Source organism: Burkholderia sp. B21-005 (assembly GCF_020843965.1).
GTDB lineage: Bacteria > Pseudomonadota > Gammaproteobacteria > Burkholderiales > Burkholderiaceae > Burkholderia > Burkholderia ambifaria.
The window spans coordinates 1,469,028-1,492,833 of record NZ_CP086302.1 but is presented as its reverse complement, the minus strand read 5'-3'; the positions used below and the strand labels follow the sequence as shown (position 1 = coordinate 1,492,833).

Genomic DNA, 23,806 nt, shown 5'->3' with positions numbered 1-23,806 from the left:
TCGAGTCGATCAACCGCGCATGCCCAGCACGGCGGCGCCCGACACGCGTCCGCAGCGCAAGTCGTCGAGTGCGCGGTTAGCATCCGTCAGCGCATAGCGCACTGCCTCGACCTGCAGCGGCATCGCGTCGGCGATCCGCATGAATTCGACTGCATCCGCACGCGTCAGGTTGGCTACCGACGCGATGCGGCGCTCACCCCACAGCCACGCGTACGGAAAACCCGGGATGTCGCTCATGTGAATGCCGCCGCACACGACGATCCCGCCTTTGTCGACGGCGCGCAGCGCGGCCGGCACCAGTGCGCCCACCGGCGCGAAAATCAGTGCGGCATCGAGTGGCTCCGGCGGTGTTTCATCGCTGCCGCCGGCCCACGTGGCACCCAGTGACAGCGCAAGCTGCTGCGCCACGGTATCGCCGGGCTTCGTCAGCGCAAACACCTTGCGTCCTTCGAAATGCGCGACCTGCGCGACGAGATGGGCCGCGGCGCCGAAGCCGTAGATTCCGATGCGGCGAGCGTCGCCCGCCATGCGCAAGGTTCGATAGCCGATCAGGCCGGCGCACAACAACGGCGCGGCTTCCAGATCGGAATAACGCTGGGGCAGGTGCACGCAATACCGATGGTCGGCGACAGCGCATTCGGCATAGCCGCCGTCAATTGTATAGCCCGTGAATCGCGGGTTGTCGCACAGGTTTTCGCGGCCGGATGTGCAATACGCACAATGTCCGCACGTCGATCCGAGCCAGGGTACGCCCACCCGGTCGCCGACGGAGAAACCCGTCACACCTTCGCCGAGCACGCGCACCGTTCCGACGATTTCGTGCCCCGGAATCAGCGGCAGCTTTGGATGCGCGAGTTCGCCGTCCACGACGTGCAGATCGGTTCGGCAGACGCCGCATGCGTGCACGTCGATCAGTAACTGACCCGCTGCAGGCGACAAGTTCGGCACGCGCGCTTCGCGCAAATGCGGTGTCGTGCCGTCAAAAATCATCGCAAGCATCCTTGCCTCCCCGCGCGGTCGTGTTCGCGCGCTTCGCATTCCAAGGCTACTCGTCGCGCATCGCGTCCGCACGGCCCGGTGACAGGCGCTTGATGTGAGTCAACGGTGACCGGACGGTTGCTGACACGATGAAGTAGCGTTTCGCCGCCAGAGCGGCGACCTGGAGATGATCGAATGATATCCGTTCCCCCGCTTGCCGCCAGCGCCCATCCCGGCCATCACCTGAAGTCACTGCTGGGCTACGCGGTGCTGGCTCCGTCCAGCCATAATTCCCAGCCGTGGCGTTTCCTGGTCAACGGCACCACGATCTCGGTCTGTGCGGACCGCGTTCGCGCATTGCCCGTGGTCGATCCGTTTGATCGCGAACTGATCATCAGTTGCGGGGCGGCGTTGCTCAATCTGCGTGTTGCGCTCAATCATGCCGGGCTCGCCCACACGATCAGCACGTTTCCTTCCGAAGTCGACCCCGATCTGCTTGCGGTCGTGCGCGTCTGCGACGACGGCTATTCCGATGCGTCCCTCGGCGCACTGTTCGATGCGATTCCGGAGCGCGTCACGACACGCGCACCGTTCGAATCGACCGCTGTTCCGGACGAGATCCAGCAAGAGCTGATCGCGGCCGGTGTCGCGGAAGGGGCCGACGTCGCGTGCGTCGATTCGATCGCGCATCGCGCACGCGTCGCGGAGCTGGTCGCGGAAGCCGACCGTCAGCAGTTCGCCGACCCGCGCTTCCGGCGCGAACTGGCGAGCTGGATCGATCCGCGCCGGCACGTCGACGGCATGCCGGCATTTGCGGCCGGCGTGCCCGCTCTGCTGGATTTCGCCGCGCCGGTCGTGACGACGGCGGTACGGACCTTCGATCTCGGCAACGGGTTGGCCGCGCTGCATCACCAGCTCGTCGGCGCATCGCCGCTGATCGTGTGCATCGCGACCGTGCGGGACGATCGCGAAGCGTGGCTCGCCGCGGGCCAGGCGCTCGAGCGGATCCTGCTCGTCGCGACGCGCGCCGGTTATACCGCGTCGTACCTGAACCAACCGATCGAGACGGCCGGGCTGCGCGCCCATCTGTGCCACATGCTCGGGCTGCACAGCGAGCCGCAGTTGCTGCTGCGTGTCGGGCGCGGTCCGCATACGCGGCATTCACCGCGCCGCCCACTCGACGAAGTGATCTCCTTCTCCTGATCTCGACAAGGAAAACGAACATGAGCATCATGCGTTGCGCCGCCGTCTGCGCGATGGCCGCGGCGGCCGGCATGGCGGCCGCGCAGACGGCCGTGCCCGAGCCGACCGAACTCGTCGACGCGCAGCACTGCATGTTCTGCCATACGCCGGACATGACGTTCCTCGGTCCGTCATTCCATGAGATCGCGGACCGGTACCGCGGCGATCCGAAGGCCGGCGCGGCACTGGAACGCAAGCTGCGCGTCGGCGGCCGCGCGCACTGGGGCGACACGCCGATGCCATCTGCGATCGATCGCGGCGGGCCGCTGTCCCCCGACGACGCACATCGGCTCGTGCAATGGGTGTTGAGCCAGTGACCGTTGCGTGGTCATTCCGATCGAGTCGACCATGGCCAAACGCGTTCCCGACGGCATTGCGCAAGACAGCGCGCGCCAGCGTCCTGCATCCGGCGCGACAATCGCGAAGGCACACGGCAAACGTCTAGCCACGCGGTCGGAAGTGATCGTCGCCAACGACGGCATCCGCGCGATTCCTACCGCAGCTTCTGGCGAGGCCAATTGAGTCGCACCGGGTCCCCAACGATACTGAAAGCATCAGGAACGGTTGCACGAGATACCGATCGCAGGCACGAGGAGAGCCGTCATGTCACACGCCGACTACCGCACCGACCCGGACAATGTGTCCGAGGCCGCTGCACTCGACACGCAGGCACGCGTCGCTCTCGCTCGCGATGCCGGCATGCTTGTGATACTCGACGGACAGATCGGGCGCGAGCGGTACGAAAGCGTGACGGGATCGATCGCCACGCTCGCCTGCTTCGCCAAGGCGCTGCAGCTTTCGATGCCCAAGGCCGCATGAAGTTGCGCGTGGCCGCGTCCTGACTCCGCGCCGAAATTCCGTGCGACGGCAACGCCGCCGGCATTTGACGCCATGGTCGCGCTCGTAGCACCGTCTTGTCCGTCTGCCCACACCGACTGCGCCCCTAGGAACGCGCGCCTGCCGGGACGAGCCGCGCGTTCCGCCCGGATCGATCGCGGATGATGCCGCAATGGCCTGCCGGCGCATCTCTCGCAAGACGAGGTAGACGACCGGAGCACGCATCGATGCGGCATTCGCCGCATCGCGCGACCGACCGACTCCATCGTCAGGGCGCCGGGCCCCGCGACGCCCGCCGGTTCAGACCGTGAAGGTTTTCGATTTCTTCATCTCGATCCACGTTATCCCGGCTCGCAGCGCGTCGATCGCGGCTTCGCGCTCGGTTGCGTGAATCCTGCTATGTGCGAACGTCCGCTCGCATACGCCATCCGGCGATTTGAGCGTGACGTGGATCCGACAGCGGAAGCCGCCTGTTTCGGCCGCGACCGTCTCGATCGCGACCGACCAGTCCGCTTCGTGAAGCTCGCCCGACAGTGTCATCTGACTTCTCCTGGATCCGCGCGGACCGCACATCCGCCGGCCGCCCCCCTGATTTACTCGACCACTAGGTCGTCGACGACCGCACGCACGCCTCGTGCGGACCACGCGGCACCGCGCACGGCCTTGCGCTCGGAAAACGAGCCGACCTTGCCGGACAGCCGCACGGTACCGTCGTGCACGTCGATCACGATGTGCTTCGCCTCGCGCTCCGCGTGACGCACCATCGCGCGCTTGATGTTGCCGCTGACATCGTCCGAACCGACCGTACCCTGCACCGCGATGTGGTCGGTCACGCCGGTCACGCTGCGCATCTGCGAGATCGAGCGCACGGCCAGATGGCTCTGGTATGCCCAGTCGACCTTGCCGGACAATGTGATCCAGCCGCGTTCCACCTGCACCTTGACCGCATCGTCAGGCAGACCGACCGTCCAGTGCAGCACCGAACGCACCGCTTTCGCGATGTCCTCGTCGGTGCGCACGTCGTCGTCCGGCAGATGCACCGTCATGTCGACGACGAGCGCCTTGACGCCAGCCACCCGATTCGCCGCGCGCTCGATCGTCAGCTTCTCCGCGTAGCTCGGCGGATGTCCCGAAAGCGTCACGATCCGATCGGTCACCTCGACACCGATCCGTGTCGCATCGATCGACGGGTCGGACTCCAGTTCATCCTGAACGTCCTGCTTCAACTGCTTGTCGGTTTTCATCATCTGCACTCCTGTGAGCCGCGGCGCGCCTGTTCGCCGCACGCAGCCAGATTTGCACACGCGCGGCCCCGGATCGCTGATGCAGGTCAACGGACACGTCGCACCGCGTATCGTGGCCGGCCGATAGGTCGCTTGACGTACCCGCACACCCCGGCACGTGCTTGATACGCGTCAAAGGCGGCGTGCTGTTACGTGCAGAACCGGAAAAAGCCGCTGTGAAGCAGAATCGGCCGCCCGCCAACTTCCTCGAGCAGACGGCGCGCCGCCCGTTCGATGGCGGGACGATGACGCGCAAAGGCGTCGACGAGATCCTGCTCGCGAGGAGATGCCGCGCGGAAGTGATCTTCCAGCGCCTCTGCGGTGATCGCGCATCGCACGCGACGGCCCTCGACAAGCGCGGGAAAGCTCAGCGCAGGATCGAGCCCGCAATAGGCCGGTTGTTCGAAAGGAAACGATATCTGCATGATGGCTGCCTGATCAGATAGAGCATTGACCGGGGACGAATCAGCGCTCGGCACGTCGCCCGTATGGTCCGGTATCCAGCACATTTATTTCAATCGCCAATCCTCGCGCTGTGGCGGTAGCTAGCCGCCACAGCTGCGGGTGTGGGGCCTTCGTCGCGCACGAGAAGAACCGGGCAACTTGATTCGCGCAGGAAGCGTTCGGCGACGCTGCCGAGGAGCATCCGCCGGACACCGCGACGTCCGTGTGTTCCGATCACGGCCAAATCGATCGAACGATCGTCGACATAGCACCGCAGCCGCTCCACGACATCCTGACCGATATCGGTCTCGACAATTTCCGTCTCGCCGTTCACCCCAGCGTGCGAGATCGTCCGGTCAGCGCTTCGCAGAAGCGTCTTGCCATAGTCCCGGATCTCTTCGAGTAGCGCTTCCGGCTCCATGCGTCCGCCGTACGCGAACAGAATGGATTTATCAACGACGAAAACCGCGAATAGTCGTGCGCCGCACGATCTGGCCATTTTCAGACCTTCGTCGAGCGCCTTTTTCGATGAAGGACTGCCATCTACTGCGACCATGATGTTCGTATACATAGCGACCTCACTGGATGACCCGACGCGTTGGCGACGTTCGAATGTGTTTCCATCATTAGCGCTGGCCAGATGCGATCGTTGACTAAGGTCAACGGTTTGAAATCGCAAGAAAGCCAGCATGCGTCGAGATTGGAGTCCGTAGCGGCGTGCGATCGACGTGTTGAGTCGTATGTAGGACTGGGGCGAGCCGTGATGCGAGACGCCGTATATTCAAGGTGTGACCGATGACGAGGGTATATGCGAAGAAGACGGCTGATTCTCGTACGACCGGAAGCCTTTCAATGTCACAAGAATTTTCATCGAGCACGCATAGTATTGCCAACCCGGTCCGCCATCGCTGTCATACATGCCTTTGCACATTGCCTTGAGTCGGATCACCTCTCCGCCGTCGTCCGAAGCTGCGCGATATGCCCACAGATAGACTTCCCCAGTGAGATACGGTTGCGCGGTTTCGATCCGGTCCGCACTGAATCGCGTGATTCGAGTCGACGAATTTGCCTCGATGTAGCGCCGTGCGAGACTCCACGCACGGTCGCATTCGGATGGCGTCGAACACTGCAGCGACGCCGCTTCGCGTGTCACAAGCAATTGCGTTTCGGTAGCCGCTCCCATCGTTCGGGCCCTGTTCGTCGCGGAACATCTCCACGCATCAGGCTCGAATCGAGCGGAGCTGGAGCAAGCCGATGATGGACGAGAATCGGCACGCGGCGATCATGTCGGCACGGAGCGCCGACGAAGCGCAAGACAGCACGAACAGGCTGGCGATCGTTTGATCGGCCTCATCTCGGCGAACGGCGCGCGACAGGTGGCGACTTGGCGCGATATCAACGGGTAGACGGCGGGCGTGACGAGAGTCGGATTCTCAAGGTTCGAAATATTGCAGACGACGTCTGCAATTCCACCTTCCCCGCAGTCTGGGCAGGGAGCCGTCGAGTTGCTGCGGTTATCTACGCAATCCACTCCGATCAGCCGTCAGCAAGTGCATGATTCCAAATGAACATTATATTGGGCCGCAGCGGAACCCGCTACAAGCCGAGGTGCTCATAACCGGAGAAATGCATGAAAATCAAAGACGGGTTCGGGATGCGAAGCGAAGAGTTCGCAGAGCAGATCTGGGTAATCCGACCATGAAATCTGACGTCGCTCGATGGCCCCCTCGAACCGACGCATTAGCTCCGTGACAACTGAACGCGCATCAGCCGTCGCGAGCGTCATTTTTACGACGTGCGCGAATTGCACATCACCGCTCACCGCATCCTTGCCGAATTCAGCCAGCCCCAGTAATTTCCTTCCTGTGTCGATGAGTATTGGGTCAATTGCTGCAGCCCGGTCGCTTCCCCAGATATGCATGGAAAACACACACAATGCTGTGTCAAACCCGCCTGGCTGTGCCGCGATCGCAAGGACCAGATCGCGGAGGCTGACGGCAGGCAACGCCTCGGTGGCCCGACCCATGCTCAACCCAGCATATGAACCGATTGCCGCTATTCCGTCGTCCAAAGCCCGTTTGAGACGGTTCGCTGCACGCACGTCAATCTTAATCGCAGCCTGTAGATCGGGAAAAAACGGACGTACGATAGGATTCTCAAGCGCGGCGTCAAAAAATTCGTCTGCAAGCGGTCGATCACCGTTCCAGAGCCAGGCTAGGTATCCCTCGAGCACGTCAATTCTGCGGTGTTGTGGTGGAATGCTCTCGAGTACGTCAAGAAGCCTTGACCACGTTTGGCGCCGATTGCTGGCACCGGCCGCGAGCCCGCGCCCAAACGCAAAACTCCACTTTCCATTCGTCATGGCTTCGGGAACGATCTCAGCGAACGTCGCCATGTCGTTTGCCACATCCGCGCCCAGCTGCGATGCGACTTCCGTGAAGCGCTCCATCGATGCCCCGGATTGCTCACCGGTCTCGATGTGGGTGTCGAGACCCACCGTGTTTCGGCACAGAACAAAGGCGCGCACTTTGTCGGAAAGAGTTTTCGGACGCAGCGTCAGCTCGAGCTTTGCCAAGCGGGACAGAGATGCCGCGTCCAATCCCGCAGCGCAGAGACGAAGAGTTTGTCGACAAGCCACCCAGCCTTGATGGTCACGTGGCCGTCGGCGCCCAGCGATTGGGCAGCGATTGCGCTATCTTGTCAGCTCGGTGGGTTGGAAATAGGGGTAATACGCCTTTCCGGTAAACATGCAGATCGTAAATCTTCAGTTATACAGATTATTTCACTTGAACTAGTGCCGAAAACTCGCCCACAGTGTGCCCAGGGACACACCTCCGTACCTGGCCGTGAGTTTCAACCCTTGCTCCCGCAGGCGACCAGTCAATGCGTATTTCGGCAAGGGAGATCGATCGGTTCGCCCGCGAACGAGAATCCTCCGGGGGCGGATTCGCCTACCTTGATGGCAACTTCAGACCTACCCGCACGCTTCACTGCATTTTTATGCCGCCAGCGCAGTATTCCAGTCACGAAAAGCAGCGGCAAGGCGAGCCCGGACACAAGCACCGCGATGCGACCGGATAGTCCGAGCGCTTCCCCACTGTGCAGTGGATGCAGCCATGCGAGGAATGTATCGCCAGTTGACTGAGCGGCAACGTCGCGTGCGCCGACTATAGCGCCGGTGTAAGCGTCGACCCATACGGTCGTAGCCGGAAACCGGAAACCGGGCTCGCCTTCGGTGCAGCCGGAAGCGGTAACAGCCGTTCGGACCGTCCGGCGTTTCGAGCCAGCGTGGCGTCGCATCGGGAAAGCGCAGTCGGGCAGCGCTCAGCGCTGCGTCGAGCGAGATCCGTCGAGGACCAGGAACGCTTTTGCACACCGGAGGGGCGAAGAGCGGCGATGCACGCCCGATCATCGGGTTGAACGTCTCCGGCATGTCCAGCAGCACCCCGGTCACGATCAGGATAGCGACGACGGGCAGCAGATAAACACCGCCGATCTTGTGCAGATCGTAGGTCGTACGCTGCCGCTCGCGTTGAATCTCACCGTCAACGCGGCGCGGACATTTCGCCGTCTCGGCCACCAAAGGTACAGCCCGGAGCCGACAGAAATCAGCGCGATAAGCCCGAGACAGCCGACGACTTGCCGCCCTGCGCCATCCATCAACAGCATGTAATGCAGATCGTAGAGCCACGTCATCGGCGTATCGCCCCAGAACGCGCGATGGACGACGTGCACGGAGCGTGGGTCGACCCAGACGAGCAGCGGCGCGAATGCCTTGCCGGCTTTCTCCGCAGGCCGGTAGTAGCGCGCCCGGATCAACTGCGACGCCCCCGAGGGAAGCTCCAGGCGCCAGCCGTGGGTGCGATCCGGCCATGTCCGCTTCAGCAACTGCACGACGGACTCGTAGGTCGGTGCGGGCGGGTCGACGCACGCACAACGAAAGTTCGAGCACCCTTGCGCGACGCCGGATTATCCGCCAACGCTGTCGCCGGCGGTCAGGTGCCCGAAGAACGACCCGACAAACGGCTGATCCTCCTTGCTACACCAACCGATGTCGCTCGTCAGATACTGCGGCTCAACGAGCTTCGCGCAGACACATCGCGCAGACATGCGCCGGCGAGCGGCGGAAGGCGGTACGACGGCAGTTCGCCGCGCAGCGCCGGAGGATGGCGATCCGAGCGGCGGCTCCGAGCCCCGGCGTTGCGTGACTCCTGGCTGAGGCTCGTGTGACGGGCCGCATCAGTCCATCGCGGAATCAGGTTTCCAACGCACGACGCAGATCGGTCTGGCCGCATGCATCTCCGTGCCTATACTGGATTCACCTGACGAAACAGGAGGCAGACCATGACCATCCATGTTGCCGCCAATGAGCCATCCGGCGCGATCCGACTGGTCACCCGGGGCTATGCGAAGCTTCTGCTGGCCGGCTTCGCACTGGTGCCGCTGTATCTGATCGCCTACCTGTACTTCCTCCAGGATCCGTCCCTGAAGTTCGAGAATCACGCCTTTCACGAGCTGGCGATCGCCGTCGCCACGGCCGAGGGGGCGTTCGTCACCTATGTCTGCTGGCGTTGCTATCGCCTGTCGGGCGAACCGCTGCTGCGTTGGCTTACACTCGGCTTTCTGGGGTTTTCGCTGGTCTATGCGTTGCATGGCGCCTTCACCGGTATGGCGCATCACAATATCTGGCTGTTCCTGCTGTACGGGCCGGCTTCCCGCCTGACCATGTCGATCCTCATTTTTGTCGGGCAACTCGCCTACAGCCGCGCGGCCGACAGCGACGCAACCCGCGCCGATCGCCGCGTCTGGACCAGGTGGATCGCGCTGTTCGTGCTGATCGACGTTGCCGTCGCCGCCATTGCCTACTCGCCGGTGGCCGGCGCACCGTGGGTGCGCCTGTCGATGGAGGGGGGCGCGTTGCTGTTCTCCACCGTGAACGTCGTCGCGCTCGTCCTGCGCCGCATCCACTCGCCGCTGATGACGATCTACGGCATTTCGGTGGCGTCATTCGCGCTTTCGTCCCTTGCCTTCATTCTCGGCCGGCCGTGGAATCACATGTGGTGGCTGGCGCACGCGATTTTTGCCGCCGGCTTCGTCCTGCTCAGCTTCGGGGTGGTGCAGGCCTTTCACACGACCCGTTCATTTTCGAAGATCTATAGCCAGGAGGAACTGTTTGCGCGCTTGAGAGACGCCATGGCGAGGACGGAACGAGCCCTGCAGGAACTGCAGCGGACCAACGAGAAGCTCGAGCATATGGCGGCAACGGATCCGCTCACGGGCGCGGCCAACCGGCGGCGATTCATCGAGAGCGTGGAAGCGGAAATTGCCCGGGCGAAGCGCAATGGCGCACCGTTCTCATTGCTGTCGCTCGATCTCGACCACTTCAAGGCGATCAACGACAGCTACGGGCATCAGGCGGGCGACCAGGTGTTGCAGCGCTTCGTCGCGAAATGCCTCGACGCGATCCGGCCATACGACGGCGTCGCGCGGGTCGGTGGCGAAGAATTCATGGTGCTGCTGCCGCAAGTCGCGCTGGATACGGCCCAGTCGATCGCTGAACGCATCCGCGCGGCGATCGCGGGCGCGCCGTTTGAAGCTGGCATTGGTCAGCCGATCGAGGTCACCGTGAGCGTAGGCGCTTCCGAATTCGGCCGGGATGGGAAGACGATCGACGCAATCCTGCGCACGGCGGACGAACGCCTGTACCGCGCGAAGCATCAGGGACGCAACCAGGTGGTTGCCGCGTAGCCGGCCGCCGCGTCCGTGCCGTCCGTCCGCATCCGCGACGGGCGGTCTGCCCCCGTCCCGCGCGGTCGCGGTGATCGCGCCGGGCATGGCGGGTACAACTTTAGTCGAAACCTGGCCACAACTTCAGTTGTGCGAGCGGCAAATTTCGATCAGGGAGTCTCTTGAGGTCAGTGAAGGACAGGCAAATAACAAATAGCTACCCAGCTTGCAATGTGTCAGGCTCGCTCCGCCGCCTTTGGTGTTATGCGTAAGGAATGCAGCTTCATTTCGCGACCTCGCACAAGTCTGGTTACGGTTTCACATTCTGCGGAGGGTTTCGGGGGCTAGCGATCTGTACACGGGCCCCGCCCTCCATCGACAGGCGCAACCACATGGCGCCGGCCACCGCCGAATAGGCGACCGCCGCGACCGCCACGTCGATCAGCCCGAACAGCGCGATCCACGTCAGCCAGACGCGGCCATCGGCGCGGCGGGTTGCGCTGTCGGTCGCCCGGCTGTATGAGAGTTGGCCGACGAACAGCAGGATCGACATGGTCAGGCGCGAGGCCGGTCCGTACAGCAGGAACAGCCAGATATTGTGATGGGCCATGCCAGTGAAGGCCCCGTGCAGTGCATATACGAGGGAAAAGCCGAGAAAGCCGAGCGTGAGCCAGCGTAACAGCGGCTCGCCCGACAGGTGATAGCACCGCCAGCATACGTAGGTGACGAACACACCCTCGAGCTGGCGGCCGCGATCGCCAGCTCGTGAAAAGCGTGACTCTCGAATTTCAGCGACCAGCGTGCCGACCCCGCAGATCGTAGAGCTTCCGTACAACCGCTCACTCGTGACCGCAGTCGATGTGTCTCCGCGCGGCAAGAAGGGCACGTACCGTCTGGCGCCGCTCGATCTCGAGCATCCGGAAGCGCCCTACACCCACCTGCGCGCCCTGCCCGACTGCGTCGCAATCCCGTCACCGGACTTCCCTGCCAACGCAGCTCACGGCCCAAGTCGCATGGATTGACCGCGCGTTCGGCGATCGCACATGGGTTGCGCTCGCGCTAACGCACGCGCGACGAATGACATCAGCAACAGCGGACACGTTGCATGCCTGAAACGTTTTATCGAGACAATTTCGGATCGCCGTGACGCGCCGACTTTGGGGCATTGGTCCCATGCCCACTTGCGACGGCTGGTACGGTTCTAGCTTTACGGAAAAACCATAAGATCCCGGATTTTTGTCCGGCATCGCGTGCTCAAGAAAAGATAGCGAAATAACAGCCCGATTATGACTGGCACATCATCACGCTCGCTTCTCCAACGAGAGCAAATTATTTAGCATGTCAAAGGATAGAAATCATGACTTGTCGTCACGATCGATATTTTCGGAACAGGCGGAGCACCGTCGGATCACTCATCACGTTAGTCTCCGCGCTCGCCTTCGTCGTCACTGTTCTGGACGCGAATGCGCAGGAGAAGGGCAATTCATCTACGGTAAAGATCAAACCCCCTCCGTTACCGAGCGGTTCGACGCACGTCAACGTGAAGCCAGGCATGTCCGATGAGGATTGGGAGAACGCATACAAGGAGACAGGGCGCCCCAAGTTCAGCAGGAAGTCTGTCAAGAATGCCAATGGCAACGTACAACGCGACTAGGGGAAAACGGTCATGAAAAGGATCTTGCTTGTCATCGCCCTGCTTGCCGGACTCGCGCAAATGACGTTGCCAAGCACGGCGTGCGCGCAGGCCACCACGGCACATACGCTCGTGCTGTACGACAACCCGGCCAACGATCCGTATTCGAAGCTTGGCCTGATGTACAGCATCATGTTGAGGAACCTGCTTGGCCACTTCAACGCGACTGTCGATCTGGTTCCGATACAGAACTACACGTCCGGAATGGTCGCGAGCCACGACGCCACGTTCTACATCGGCGACTACTACAACAATCCGATTCCGGCGGCGTTCATGAGCGACGTGATGACCGCGACGAAAACCGTGGTCTGGTTCAAGTACAACTTGTGGCAGCTCGCATGGAACACGGCCTACACGTTCAACCAGACCTACGGGTTCAGCTTCACGGGCCTTGCCGGGATGAACGCGTCGCCTTCGTCGAGCAATCCGAATCCCGGCTTCTACGATACGGTCACGTACAAGAACCTGCCGATGGTCAAGTATTACGCGTATGACGCGTCGACGGGTGCCATCAGTGCGGATCCCGATGTCGGATTGACCCAGGTCCTCGACGCCACCAAGGCGCAAGTGCTCGTCACCATCAAGAACAGCAAGAGCGGCGCCACCACGCCTTACGTCGTTCGCTCGGGCAAGCTCTGGTATTTCGCGGACATGCCGTTCTCGTACATCGGCCCGACGGATCGCTATCTCGTGATCTGCGACATCCTGCACGACATCCTGCAGACCAATGCACCGGTGAACCACCGTGCGCTCGTCCGTCTGGAGGACCTCGACGCGTATACCACGACGAGCTCGATGACAACGCTGACGGATTACCTGTACTCGAAGAAGATTCCGTTCACGATGGCCACGATTCCTCTGTATACGGATCCGAACGGCTATTACAACGGCGGCGTCCCGGAGACAATCCATCTGGCGCAGGCAACGGGCCTGAAGAGTGCGCTGAACTACGCGATCGCGCGCGGCGGCTCGATCGTGATGCACGGCTATACGCACCAGTACGATTCGACGCCGAATCTTCTCACCGCGGTCAGCGGCAGCGACTATGAGTTCTGGTATGCGGTTCAGAACCGTCCCGTCGATGAGGACTCCGTTCAATGGGCGCAAGGCAGAATGACCGATGGCCTCAGCGAGTTCACGACCAACGGCTACAAGGTCGTCGGCTGGGCCGCGCCGCAGTACCAGATGTCGCCGAACGCGTCGGCGGCCACGGCGCAGACGTTCCCGACCACGTTCCAGCGGGCCGTCTACTACACGTCGACCAATCCGCAAATCGGTTCAGGCGGAGCCAACCAGGACTTTTCGGCCGGGCAGTTCTTCCCGTACATCATCAACGCCGATTACTACGGGCAGCGGATCATCCCGGAGAACTTGGGCAGTATCCAGTACAACATCTGCAATACCGACCAGTTCTCGTGTATCTCGTATCCATGGCAGCAGCTCGTCACCAATGCTCAATACGGTTTGGCAGTGCGGGACGGTTTCGCGTCCCTCTTCTTCCATCCGTACTGGCTTGAACCCGACCTCGGATTACCGGCCTACCAGGACTTCCAGAGCCTGATCACCGGTATTACGAATCTCGGCTATACGTGGGTAGACGGCACGACTGCCAAGTGATGCTGAAATGGCGGCAGCTCCGTGCAACCTTCATCGGCGCGCTCGTGGCTTAGAGCTGACTATTGACGTCAGATCTGCCCGAGCGCGCATGCTCGGCGAGCCAAGATCCTCCCGATATCGCGCTTTGGCGTTTTTCAGCCAGAAGAATGAATACACATACAGTGTTCATGAGCGATCGATCGTGACTACCGCTCCGGCAAGACAGGAAAGCCGCCCTCGCGGGGCGGCCCAAGATTGAGTAACCTGCAGCGTGACCGTCTCGGAGACCGGCACGGTGCGCCACAGGGACACGGGTCGCCATCCAGCGCGACTCGTACATTGTCACGTACCTGCCATCGTCGACCGGTAGCGTTCGAGGCTGCCCACGCTTTCGACAGACGAATCAGCCATGCAGCGCACCTCGCGCGCCACGCCCCACGTTTATGCGGCCACGTCCCGCGCCCTCGCCGCCAGTCTCGCGATCAACCTGCTGTTGCTCGCCGCCGAAGCGGTCGCGGCGTGGTCCGCGCATTCGTCCGGCCTGCTCGCGGACGTCGCGCACGCGGCGATCGATCTCGCGGCCGACGCACTGATCCTCGTCGCATGCCGGCTCGACGCGCGGCTGCCGCCCGAGCGGCGCCCGACCTACGAGCCGCTCGCGCTGGCAGCCCTCGGCGCGCTGCTCGTCGCCACGGGCGTGCAGATGATCTGGCACGCAGCAAACCGGTTCGATGCGCCGCCGGTCGTGCAGCCCGGCGCGATGACGCTCGCGCTGGTCGTCTTCACGCTGACCGGCAAGGCCGCGCTGTCGCGCTGGATGCTGCGCAAGGCGCGTGAAACCGGCTCGGCGCTGCTCGAGGCAAGCGGCTGGCATGTGCGCACCGACGCGCTGTCCGCGTTGCTGGCGGCACTGGCGATGTGTGCGGCGTGGGTCGGCCTCGGCCGTCTGGACGATCTCGCCGCACTTGCGATCGGCGCGATCGTGATCCGTACGGGCGCCGGCTTCATCCGGCGCGGTTGCGCACAATGGCCGGCATTCGCGGCGTGGGCGACCCGTTCGACGCGCGGGTCGTGACGATGCCTGGCGCCTCGTCACGGGCGACGAGCTGAAGCATCCGACACCCCCCATCGGCTGCGCACGAAACGAAAGAGGCTCGCAACGCGCGAGCCTCTTGTCCATGATGCCGTGATCGCCATAACGGACACGCCAAACGCAGCCGAGGAATCGGCAGACGAATACGCGCGACATCGATGCGGCGGCGCCCGACGCGCCGCCCCCGATCAACCCAACGGCACCACGCTCCCGAGCAGGATCCGCACGAGCGTCGCCTGGCGCGTCACGCCCGTCTTCGAGAAGATCGCGCGCAGATGCGTGCGTGCCGTGTTCTTGCTGATCCCCGATTCCTCTGCCGCCTCCTCGAGCGTCAGCCCGTTCGTCAGCAGCAGCGCGAGCGATGTCTCGGCTGGCGTCAGGTCGAACAGCTTGCGGATGATTTCCTGCGCGCCCTGCGGCTTGCGGTCGGGGTCGCGCAGGAACAGCGTGACGGCCGGGCGGCGCTTGTTGTCCTCCGACCAGTCGGACAGCAGCACGGTGCGCACCAGCAGCCCGAGGCGCGGCTTGTCGAAGCTGCGCGTGATCGGCATCGCCTCGACCGTCGCCGCGGCCGTGCCGTGGTGCCCCATCACCGCGTGGCGAATGAGCCGCTTGAGCGTGCGGTTCTCCTGCGCATCGGTCGCCTCGATCGTGCCGCGCGCAATCGTCAGACCGTTGTTCTGCTTCAGGATGTCGTCGGCGACGCTGTTCAGGTCGATGATCGTGCCGTTCTCGTCGAGCGTGATCGTGCCGATCTGCATCCGGTTGATCGCGTTCGCGTAGATCGAGCGCTCCACCTCGGCCGTGTCGAGCCGCGAATGCAGTTCGACCGCGCGCTTCAGGTGCGGCAGCAGTAGCGCGCAGACCGCCTTGTCGCGCGCGGAGAACTGCTTCGATGCATGGTTGCGGCACACGCGGAACCGGCACTCGACGCCCGACGGCGCGCGCAGATCGGCGCCGAGGATGTAGCGCACGTCCTGCGGCTTCAGGAACTGCTTGTAGAGTTCGCTCGACAGCCAGCCCGTATCGCCGAACACGTCGTCGACCGTCACCACGCGATCGGCCGGCAGGCCGACGAACGGGTCGAGCGAATAGTAGTAGTTGTTGTACGACGCCTCGCCGTCACCCGGCACGACCGGGCCGAACTCCGATGCGTGCACCGACAGCGGCGCGCGACGGTCGCTCGCCGCCGCGCGCAGGATCAGCGTCACGTAGTTGGCCTGCAGCAACCGGCGCACCAGCTCGAGCGCGCCCGCCCACGGCGGCGTTTCCAGCGGCCCCTGGTAGATACGCGCCATCAGCTCGCTGAAATCCGCGACGCCGATGTCGGCCTCCTCGCTTGTTGACTGGCTCTCTTGAGGAGCCCATCTCGTCTCCATCAGCACGCTCCATCCTCCATGCAACTCGTTGTCGGTGCGATTCATCCGCGCCGCCATGATTAAGACGCGTCTTAATTCCGGCGTCATCGGGACATTCACTGAATGGTGAGCTTTGGCCATCCGGGCGCGCGGACCATCGTCCGATCGGATGATGTGGCGCCCTGCCCGCTGCGCTGGAATGCCCGTCAGGCCGTGCCGGCAAGCGTCCGGCGCGGGCTCAGGGAAAACCGCGACGCGGGTTTACCTGATTCAGACCGCATCCGATTCAGACAGGAGTTCCAATGCCGCTCGACCCTCAGGCGCAGGCGCTGCTCGCCGCGCTCGCCCAAGCGCCCGCGATCGATTTCGATCAGCTGACCGTTCCCGCCTACCGCGCGAGCCTTGCCGGAGGCGGCGCCTTCGCATCCGGCGATGCGATTGCCGCCGAAGACGACTGGCAGATTCCCGCCCCCGGTCGTCAGTTATCCGCACGACTGTATCGGCCCGACGCCGACGGGCCGTTACCGCTGACGGTGTTTTTCCACGGCGGCGGTTTCGTCGCGTGCGGCATCGATTCGCACGCGAACCTGTGCCGCAGCCTCGCTCGACGCGCGCGCACGCTCGTGCTGTCGGTCGACTACCGGCTCGCGCCCGAAGCGCGCTTTCCGGCGGCCGCGCAGGACGCGTGCGATGCCGTGCGCTGGGCCGCCGCCAGTGCGCGCGATCTCGGTGCGCGCGCCGGCGCGATCGCCGTGGCCGGCGACAGCGCGGGCGGCAACCTGGCCGCGGTCGCCGCGCTGCAACTGCGCGGCTCGGGCATCGCGATCGCGCACCAGCTGCTGCTGTATCCGGTCGTCGATTGCGCGACCGAGCATCCGTCCTACGAATCGCTCGGCGAAGGCTATTTCCTGACGGCGGACGCGATGCGCTGGTTCAAGCGCCAGTATTTCGACGACGGCGCCGATCGCGCATCGCCGCTCGCGAGCCCGCTCGCCGTGGCGGACCTGTCGGGTGCGGCGTCGGCCACCATCGTCAGCGCGGAATTCGATCCGCTGCGCGACGAGGCCGAAGCGTATGCACTGCGGCTCGCGCAGGCGGGTACGCCGGTGTCGCTCGTACGCTGGCCGGGCCAGCTGCACGGTTTCGCGAGCATGCTCGGCGCGCTCGACGCGGCCGATCGCGTACTGACGTTCAGCGCCGACGCGCTGCGCCGTGCATTCGACGCGACGGAGGCGCAATGACGCTCGCCAGTACGCTGGAAATCGTCGACGAGCTGCGTGCGGGGCGGATGGTCCTGCTCGTCGACGAAGAGGATCGCGAAAACGAAGGCGATCTCGTGATCGCGGCCGATCACGTGACGCCCGAAGCCATCAACTTCATGGCGCGCTTCGGGCGCGGGCTGATCTGCCTGACGCTGACCGCCGAGCGCTGCGAGCAGCTGAGGCTGTCGCCGATGGCCGATCACAACGGCACGCCGTTCGGTACCGCGTTCACCGTCAGCATCGAGGCGGCCGAAGGCGTGACGACCGGCATTTCCGCGGCCGATCGCGCGCACACGATCCGCACGGCGGTCCGCTCGGGCGCGCGCCCTGACGATCTCGTCCAGCCCGGCCACGTGTTTCCGATCGCCGCGCGCCCGGGCGGCGTGCTGGTGCGCGCGGGACACACCGAGGCCGGCTGCGATCTCGCGGCGCTCGCCGGGCTCACGCCCGCGTCGGTGATCTGCGAGGTGATGAACGACGACGGCACGATGGCGCGGCTGCCCGAGCTGAAGGCGTTTGCCGCTCGGCACGGGCTGAAGATCGGCACGATCGCCGACCTGATCCACTATCGCCGCGAGCACGAATCGCTCGTCGAGCGCGTCGGCGAACGGCCGCTGCATACGCCATGGGGCCGGTTCCGCGCGATCGAGTATCGCGACACGGTGCATGGCGCACCGCATCTCGCGCTGGTGCGCGGCGAGCCCGATCCGTCGATGCCCGTGCTGACGCGCGTGCACGAATGCCATTCACTGCTCGACCTGCTCGACGCGGAGCCGTCCGCGCACTCGTGGCCGCTGCACGCGGCGCTGCAGCGGATCGATGCGGCCGGCTGCGGCGTCGCGGTGCTGCTCGACTGCGACATGCGCGGCGACGCGATGCGCCCGGGAGCCGGCCATGCGCGCCGCGACGGCCGCGTGACGGGGATCGGGTCGCAGATCCTGCGCGAACTCGGCCTGCGACGGCTGAACGTGCTGTCGAGCCCGTTCCGGCTGCCGGCGCTGTCGGGGCACGACCTGGAGATCATGGCGTTCATCCCGCTCGGCGACGACGATCCGGAAAGCGCGCGCGCCGCGCAGGCGAGCCCGCTGCGGGCGGCGTGACGCAGCGCCGGCGGGCGCGCGTCGCCCGTCGTTGCATCGATCCGTGGGTTTCCGCCTGACAGGCTATCGTTTGTTTTTTTGAAATACAGTCTCCGGTTTGTATTTTGACGATACATACCATAGACTGTATTTTTCGATTACAAGCGATCGCCTGTCATTTCGCGGAGAGCCCATGGCATTCCCTGTCCAGACCTTGAGCCAGTTGCGCCCGATCCTCGTCGGCTTCCGGAAGTCGGCGGGGTTCACGCAGGCGCAGCTCGCCGCCCGCCTCGGCGTCACGCAGCAGTCGTACGCGCAGCTCGAAGCCAATCCGTCCGCGGTCAGCATCGAACGGTTTTTCAAGGTGCTGAACGTGCTCGGGGTGCGCCTGACGCTGGATCCGGGCACGCCGGACGACGCAGCGATGCCCGAGGTCGCCGCGCCCGCGCCCAAGCGCGCAACGTCCGCGCGCGGTCGCTCGTCAGGTTCGTCCGGCTCGGCCGCCTTATCCGATACGCCGGTCCGCCCGCCGGCCGCCGCGAAGGCCCCCTCCGCCGACGCGCGGAAACGGCCTGCCGCGGCGACACCCGGCAAGCCCCGGAACCCCAAGCGGGAGGACTGGTGACGATGGCCCGCCGCCCCCGCCACGACCGCCTCGACCTGTGGATGAACGGCATCCCGGTCGGATACTGGGAAGTCCGGCGCGGCGCCGAGCGCCTCGTCTACCTGCCGGCGTGGATCGACGATCCGCAAGGGCGTCCGCTGTCGCTATCCCTGCCGTTCACGCCCGGCAACCAGCCGCACCAGGGCGCGGTCGTCGCCGATTACTTCGACAATCTGCTGCCGGACAGCCAGCCGATCCGCCGCCGCATCGCGCAGCGCTACCGGCTGGGATCGACGGCGCCGTTCGAACTGCTCGCGTCGATCGGCCGCGATTGCGTCGGTGCACTGCAGCTGCTGCCGCCCGATGAGACGCCGGTCGACCTGCAGGCGATCGACGGCACCGCGCTCGACGACGCAGCCGTCGCCGACGTGCTGCGCCACGCGACCGCCGCGCCGCTGCCCGGCCACGCGGAGCCGGACGGCGAATTGCGTCTGTCGATCGCCGGCGCGCAGGAAAAGACCGCGCTGCTGCACCACGGCAACCGCTGGCTGCTGCCGGCGGGCAGCACGCCGACCACGCATATCTTCAAGCTGCCGCTGGGGCGCGTCGGGAACATGCAGGCCGACATGCGCACGTCGGTCGAGAACGAATGGCTGTGCTCGAAGATCGTCGCCGCATACGGCCTGCCGGTGGCCGCGTGCGACATCGGCCGGTTCGACGACCAGAAGGCGCTGATCGTCGAGCGCTTCGACCGCCGCCCGTCCCGCGACGGCACGTGGATCCTGCGGCTGCCGCAGGAGGACATGTGCCAGGCGACCGGCACGCCGTCGGGCGCGAAATACGAATCCGACGGCGGCCCGGGCATCGCGACGATCATGGGCATCCTCGCGAATTCCGCCGAAGCCGCGCAGGACCGGGGTGGTCTTGATTTCCGTGCGCTTTTCCGGTTAGACGCCTTTAGGCCTGGCAAGGCCTTGCCTTGCGGCCCTAAATATTAATTCCGATAAAACAATGGCTTAGTGTCTACCCTCCGCTATTGAAGCAGAGGGTGTCTCCGGACGAGGTGAATCGAAGATGAGAGGTCCCTTCACCGGCGGCGCCAGTTCACCCCGTCGTTAGGCGCTCCGACTGGTTGACGGAATGGGGTTGTCGGCCGCGATGCTCGGCAAGATCCGCTTTGCGTACAGTGACACGGGAAAATTGAAGGTGCCGCGCAAGTTGATGCCTTCGATATGAGTTGGGGCGATTCGCCGGAGTTGCTCGGTCGCGATCGGCTGCCCCCGACTAGCTTCGATGTTCTCCAGGGCTCGTTGCATGTGGGTGGTGTTCCAAGCCATCAAGATGTTCGAGAGCAGGGACAACGCCGATGACACTGCCGCGAGCGATTCTTGGCGCCGAGCTAGCTCCACCGGAATGCGACCGATGTGAATTGCGCGTTGCACGGTATGCACCGCTTCTCCCCGATTCAGGGCATGTTGCAACTCCGACCGGAAAGAGGCATTTGTGAAGTAGTCGATCAAAAAAATACTTCGGAATAAGCGGCCGATGTGAACGCCGCCATCGTACACAGCCTGCCCTCGAGCAGCTGATCCGAATCTGGCAATCGCTTCGACAGCCGTGCATTGGCCAGAGCGAATCGATGCGGCGATCCTCACGAACTCGTCCCACACGTCAACGATGAGACCGAGTCGGACGTCCCGATCCGTGACCCCTGCGAGCCGCGCCGGCACCACCTGACTGCGAGGCACGTGCAGACGTCGGTCACGAAGGTGTGACAGGCGAGGGCATAAATCAAAGCCAAGTGCCCGGGACACGCCCATCGCGAAATCGGTGTAACCGTGCGTATCGACGGCGAGTTGAGCGATGTCCTTGGTTGCGCTTTGCCGGACGACGCCCTCGATTGCTGCGCCTGCTTGTCGCTCATTCAGGATGATGGGCTGGTCGTAGAAAATGCCCCAACGATCCAGCACATGCGTGTACATCCCGATGGATGCAGTCCGGCGACGTGGATCCGCACGCGCTCGCCAAATCGTCCGGGTTGTCTCCAGCGACATCATGTCCGACGACGCTAGATCGGCTCGACCCCAGTGGGCGGCGATCGGGTGTTCGTGCATGAATTCAAGGACGGCGTCGGCCGCTGTACGCAGCATTCGTTCGTCCGCGAGACGCTTCATCATTTGGCGAATCGCCTCAGTTGACACTTCCGGGACCATCCGAGAAATATCAGCTGCCGTCAGCGAGGTGCCGTGAGCCAGTATCGCCGAATACACCATCAGTAACTCGGTGCGTGACCGCGGCTCGCGTCCAAGCAGGATCCAACTGAAGCGTGTCGCACTATCGATCTCGAGGATGATCTCGGGAAATTGGCCTGGCGGATGAGCTTCGAAGATCTGACGGCGAAGTTGATCGGCTTCTGCGTCTGGATCCTGCGCAGCAATCGGGTCGAGGTGGACAGCAGTATCAACCCGGATCGAACCATTGACCACGGCATCATCGAGTAATGCGAGGCGCTGTTCGAGCTGTTCAAGGATTGGTCCGAGAAATTCGTTCGGGTCTTGGGGCAGGCCGAGGTGTCCATAGTGATTGTTACGCTTTGCCTTCCACTGCTCGGCCGAGATCAGCATATGCGACTGACTTCTGAACGAGAAGCTGTGGTTGATGAAAACCGAGCCGTTGCGCAGGGCGACACGGAGCGCAAAGAGGGTGGCCCACTCGAAAGCAACCATGGCCCGCAGCCGATCGTAACCATCGATCGCCTCGCGCCACGCGCGCCCAAGCCTGATATTGACCCCGTCGGGCAGGAGATAAGCGCGACGTCGATATAGCACACGTAGTAACGAGAGAGCATCGACTACAGGATGAGCACCCTCGGCCTCGAACGGCAACTGCACGATCCGATTCAAAAGGTTACGGGCGTAGTACCGCTTTCGGACCAGGCACTGCCGGATCTGGCTCCGACGGCTGGTGGGATGCGGTTGCAAAACATCGTCTGCAAGCAGACAAAGCTTCTCCCCGAGCTGTTCGCGCGAGAGGGTTTCATCATTGGCAAGTGCTTTGACGGCAAGCGCGAACTCGCGGAGTTGATCCGCGGCCTTCATCCGCATCGCATCCACTTCGCGTGACGTGTCGTTGACAACCTTCAGTACCCATCGCCGGAGCATCTCGAGTACCTGATCAGTCGCAATACAGAGGGAATATCGCATGAAGCAGGCGGCTTCGATTCGTCGGCTTTGGGGTTCGATTCGCTTACTGATCGATGGCGGGCGGCTTGCACAACGGCGGGCGTAGTGGCGCACCATGGCATCGTTGCATTCAACCGGCCAACGCGTTGCCACCTCGTGCATCGTGAGCAAGTTGACTTTGTCGAGGATCTCGCTCATCTGATGGGTCGAGTTGCGCAGCGGGACGGCCCACAGCCATCGCTGGAGACTTGAATGTTCTCCATGGGGCTGAGCCAGAACTCGCGCCCAACTCTCGAGTTTTTCCATACCAACAGCCTGCTCGAGCGCGCCGTGCAATTGCCCCTCAATGTCGCGTACAGCCTGGACGACAAACTGCCTGAGCATGCGCTCCGGTGGTATCACGATGCGATGGTCGTAGAACCAACGTTTGAGATCGTTCGTCAACTGGCCGCGTTCCGGGCGACCGGTGAGTTGTTCTTTGAGCCAACGGATGACATACCGACGTTGATGTTCCGCGACGGCGCGAAAATTGATGGCGTCCCGAGCAAAGCGCTGGTGGTCGGATAAGGTCTTGAGGTTGCCATCGTAAAGTGAACGTAACGTGCCTAGGTCTGGCGGCTTTACATTCAGCTGTCGGCCAAGATGTCGCCAGAGAACTGTGGGGATCTGCTTGTACGAGCCGAGCGGCCGGCCGGTCATGCGCAGAAAGCCGATGTGCAACGCCACCGCGAGCCGAAAGAGATCGGTGCGTCTCGAATCAATGGCAACACGCTCGCGCTTGGAGAACGTGAAGAATGTCGCGAGCTCGAATTCGCTCAGCTCGCGCGGCACCTGTCGGATCCCGAGATAAGCCAATCGCCAGTGGTCCATCAGCGACTCCGCATCGATGACGAGAGCGGCCCAGCGTAGCGAGGCAAAAAATGAGGTGCTACGGGGAAAGTCGGGATGGCAGCTGCAGCTGTCGATCGCCTAAGAATGGTGCCGGAACGAAAACGAGCCGAGGCGCTCAAGCTGCGCGAGCTGTCGTCGTTGAGACCAGGTGGCGTGCGTCAACAAGGAGCTTGCTCGATGCAGAATTTTCTTGCGACCCTAAAACGTCGTTAGTTTAGCTTATGTAAAATCGAAGAGGAATGCGAACCATGTGGCTCCATGACGCGCCGTATGGGACTCGAGCATTGACACCGGCAACCAGATCTCGGTGAACCATCTCTCGTGGACAGATCGCACGTCGTTGACGCTGTCGATCGTACCGTCCCACGACCCACCGGCGTGTTCTGGTGCGCGTTTCGCTCGACGACGATGTCCGAGTTTGCGATCTAAAGGTACGGCGCGGTTGCGGCGACCCCGCGCGTGACGAACGGGTGCTCCATGCAATCGCCGTCAAGCGTTTCCCCACGTGACATCAAGCACCGTTAGCGCGGCTTGTGC

The 23,806-nt window shown here is 63.4% G+C and carries 21 protein-coding genes and 2 pseudogenes; 12 read left to right on the top strand and 11 right to left on the bottom strand.

The genetic code is table 11. The features are described 5' to 3' along the window. Window positions 1-9: 9 nt before the first annotated feature. Entirely contained in the window at window positions 10-999 is a 990-nt protein-coding gene (locus tag LMA02_RS23005) for a zinc-dependent alcohol dehydrogenase family protein (protein WP_228909935.1), read from the bottom strand. Between the two features lie 174 nt (window positions 1,000-1,173). Between LMA02_RS23005 and LMA02_RS23000 the strand changes: the two genes are divergently transcribed. The 4 genes from LMA02_RS23000 to LMA02_RS22985 all read left to right on the top strand — a co-directional run bounded on the left by LMA02_RS23000 (window position 1,174) and on the right by LMA02_RS22985 (window position 3,039). Next, window positions 1,174-2,181 (top strand): Acg family FMN-binding oxidoreductase, encoded by a 1,008-nt coding sequence (locus LMA02_RS23000; protein WP_228909934.1) that lies wholly within the window; start codon window positions 1,174-1,176, stop codon window positions 2,179-2,181. Window positions 2,182-2,201: 20 nt separating this feature from the next. Then, entirely contained in the window at window positions 2,202-2,537 is a 336-nt protein-coding gene (locus tag LMA02_RS22995) for a c-type cytochrome (protein ID WP_228909933.1), read from the top strand. Between the two features lie 31 nt (window positions 2,538-2,568). Then, entirely contained in the window at window positions 2,569-2,742 is a 174-nt protein-coding gene (locus LMA02_RS22990; RefSeq protein ID WP_228909932.1) for a hypothetical protein, read from the top strand. Window positions 2,743-2,823: 81 nt separating this feature from the next. After that, window positions 2,824-3,039 carry a hypothetical protein gene (locus LMA02_RS22985; protein ID WP_228909931.1) on the top strand — a complete coding sequence of 72 codons (216 nt, stop codon included), beginning with the start codon at window positions 2,824-2,826 and terminating at the stop codon, window positions 3,037-3,039. Between the two features lie 318 nt (window positions 3,040-3,357). Here LMA02_RS22985 and LMA02_RS22980 read toward each other — a convergent pair whose 3' ends face one another. The 7 genes from LMA02_RS22980 to LMA02_RS22955 form a co-directional block, all read right to left on the bottom strand. Further along, a complete protein-coding gene (locus LMA02_RS22980; protein WP_228909930.1) occupies window positions 3,358-3,597 on the bottom strand; it encodes a hypothetical protein in 240 nt (79 codons plus the stop codon). Between the two features lie 53 nt (window positions 3,598-3,650). Beyond that, window positions 3,651-4,301, bottom strand: coding sequence for a BON domain-containing protein (locus tag LMA02_RS22975; protein WP_228910089.1), 651 nt, complete (start codon window positions 4,299-4,301; stop codon window positions 3,651-3,653). Between the two features lie 188 nt (window positions 4,302-4,489). Next, complete coding sequence (locus LMA02_RS22970) at window positions 4,490-4,765, bottom strand: DUF1488 domain-containing protein (RefSeq protein ID WP_228910088.1); 276 nt, start codon at window positions 4,763-4,765, stop codon at window positions 4,490-4,492. 89 nt (window positions 4,766-4,854) lie between these two features. Next, window positions 4,855-5,355: a universal stress protein gene (locus LMA02_RS22965; RefSeq protein ID WP_228909929.1), complete on the bottom strand. Its 501-nt coding sequence runs from the start codon at window positions 5,353-5,355 to the stop codon at window positions 4,855-4,857. 1,041 nt (window positions 5,356-6,396) lie between these two features. Then, window positions 6,397-7,359: a hypothetical protein gene (locus tag LMA02_RS22960; RefSeq protein ID WP_228909928.1), complete on the bottom strand. Its 963-nt coding sequence runs from the start codon at window positions 7,357-7,359 to the stop codon at window positions 6,397-6,399. Window positions 7,360-7,664: 305 nt separating this feature from the next. Beyond that, on the bottom strand, window positions 7,665-8,084 hold the full coding sequence (locus LMA02_RS35605) for a PepSY domain-containing protein (RefSeq protein ID WP_416378682.1): 420 nt from the start codon (window positions 8,082-8,084) through the stop codon (window positions 7,665-7,667). A 156-nt stretch (window positions 8,085-8,240) separates the two neighbouring features. Beyond that, on the bottom strand, window positions 8,241-8,678 hold the full coding sequence (locus LMA02_RS22955; protein ID WP_228909927.1) for a PepSY domain-containing protein: 438 nt from the start codon (window positions 8,676-8,678) through the stop codon (window positions 8,241-8,243). A 450-nt stretch (window positions 8,679-9,128) separates the two neighbouring features. On the opposite strand from LMA02_RS22955, the gene LMA02_RS22950 reads away from it, so the two are divergent. Further along, a complete protein-coding gene (locus LMA02_RS22950) occupies window positions 9,129-10,532 on the top strand; it encodes a GGDEF domain-containing protein (protein ID WP_228909926.1) in 1,404 nt (467 codons plus the stop codon). Between the two features lie 340 nt (window positions 10,533-10,872). On the opposite strand, the pseudogene LMA02_RS22945 reads toward LMA02_RS22950, so the two are convergent. Continuing rightward, window positions 10,873-11,303, bottom strand: a pseudogene (locus LMA02_RS22945) (GGDEF domain-containing protein); the annotation flags it as partial. Between the two features lie 77 nt (window positions 11,304-11,380). Here LMA02_RS22945 and LMA02_RS22940 point away from each other — a divergent pair. The 3 genes and pseudogenes from LMA02_RS22940 to LMA02_RS22930 all read left to right on the top strand — a co-directional run. Beyond that, window positions 11,381-11,591 (top strand): annotated as a pseudogene (locus tag LMA02_RS22940) (hypothetical protein); the annotation flags it as partial. 586 nt (window positions 11,592-12,177) lie between these two features. Beyond that, window positions 12,178-13,821, top strand: coding sequence for a DUF2334 domain-containing protein (locus tag LMA02_RS22935; RefSeq protein WP_228909925.1), 1,644 nt, complete (start codon window positions 12,178-12,180; stop codon window positions 13,819-13,821). 388 nt (window positions 13,822-14,209) lie between these two features. Further along, entirely contained in the window at window positions 14,210-14,875 is a 666-nt protein-coding gene (locus tag LMA02_RS22930; RefSeq protein ID WP_228909924.1) for a cation diffusion facilitator family transporter, read from the top strand. Between the two features lie 206 nt (window positions 14,876-15,081). Here LMA02_RS22930 and LMA02_RS22925 read toward each other — a convergent pair whose 3' ends face one another. Next, window positions 15,082-16,272, bottom strand: coding sequence for a helix-turn-helix transcriptional regulator (locus tag LMA02_RS22925; RefSeq protein WP_228909923.1), 1,191 nt, complete (start codon window positions 16,270-16,272; stop codon window positions 15,082-15,084). 281 nt (window positions 16,273-16,553) lie between these two features. Here LMA02_RS22925 and LMA02_RS22920 point away from each other — a divergent pair, with 281 nt between their 5' ends. The 4 genes from LMA02_RS22920 (at window position 16,554) to LMA02_RS22905 (ending at window position 20,194) form a co-directional block, all read left to right on the top strand. Beyond that, on the top strand, window positions 16,554-17,492 hold the full coding sequence (locus tag LMA02_RS22920; protein ID WP_228909922.1) for an alpha/beta hydrolase: 939 nt from the start codon (window positions 16,554-16,556) through the stop codon (window positions 17,490-17,492). After that, entirely contained in the window at window positions 17,489-18,613 is a 1,125-nt protein-coding gene (ribBA, locus tag LMA02_RS22915; RefSeq protein WP_228909921.1) for a bifunctional 3,4-dihydroxy-2-butanone-4-phosphate synthase/GTP cyclohydrolase II, read from the top strand. Before LMA02_RS22920 ends, ribBA begins: the two co-directional genes overlap by 4 nt. A 172-nt stretch (window positions 18,614-18,785) precedes the next feature. Continuing rightward, window positions 18,786-19,217, top strand: a complete 432-nt coding sequence (locus LMA02_RS22910) for a helix-turn-helix domain-containing protein (protein ID WP_228909920.1) — start codon at window positions 18,786-18,788, stop codon at window positions 19,215-19,217. A gap of 2 nt (window positions 19,218-19,219) precedes the next feature. Continuing rightward, on the top strand, window positions 19,220-20,194 hold the full coding sequence (locus tag LMA02_RS22905) for a HipA domain-containing protein (protein ID WP_267478993.1): 975 nt from the start codon (window positions 19,220-19,222) through the stop codon (window positions 20,192-20,194). Window positions 20,195-20,311: 117 nt separating this feature from the next. On the opposite strand, the gene LMA02_RS22900 is transcribed toward LMA02_RS22905, so the two are convergent. Continuing rightward, window positions 20,312-23,248 (bottom strand): Tn3-like element ISBusp1 family transposase, encoded by a 2,937-nt coding sequence (locus tag LMA02_RS22900; protein ID WP_228909919.1) that lies wholly within the window; start codon window positions 23,246-23,248, stop codon window positions 20,312-20,314. Between the last annotated feature and the right edge of the window lie 558 nt (window positions 23,249-23,806).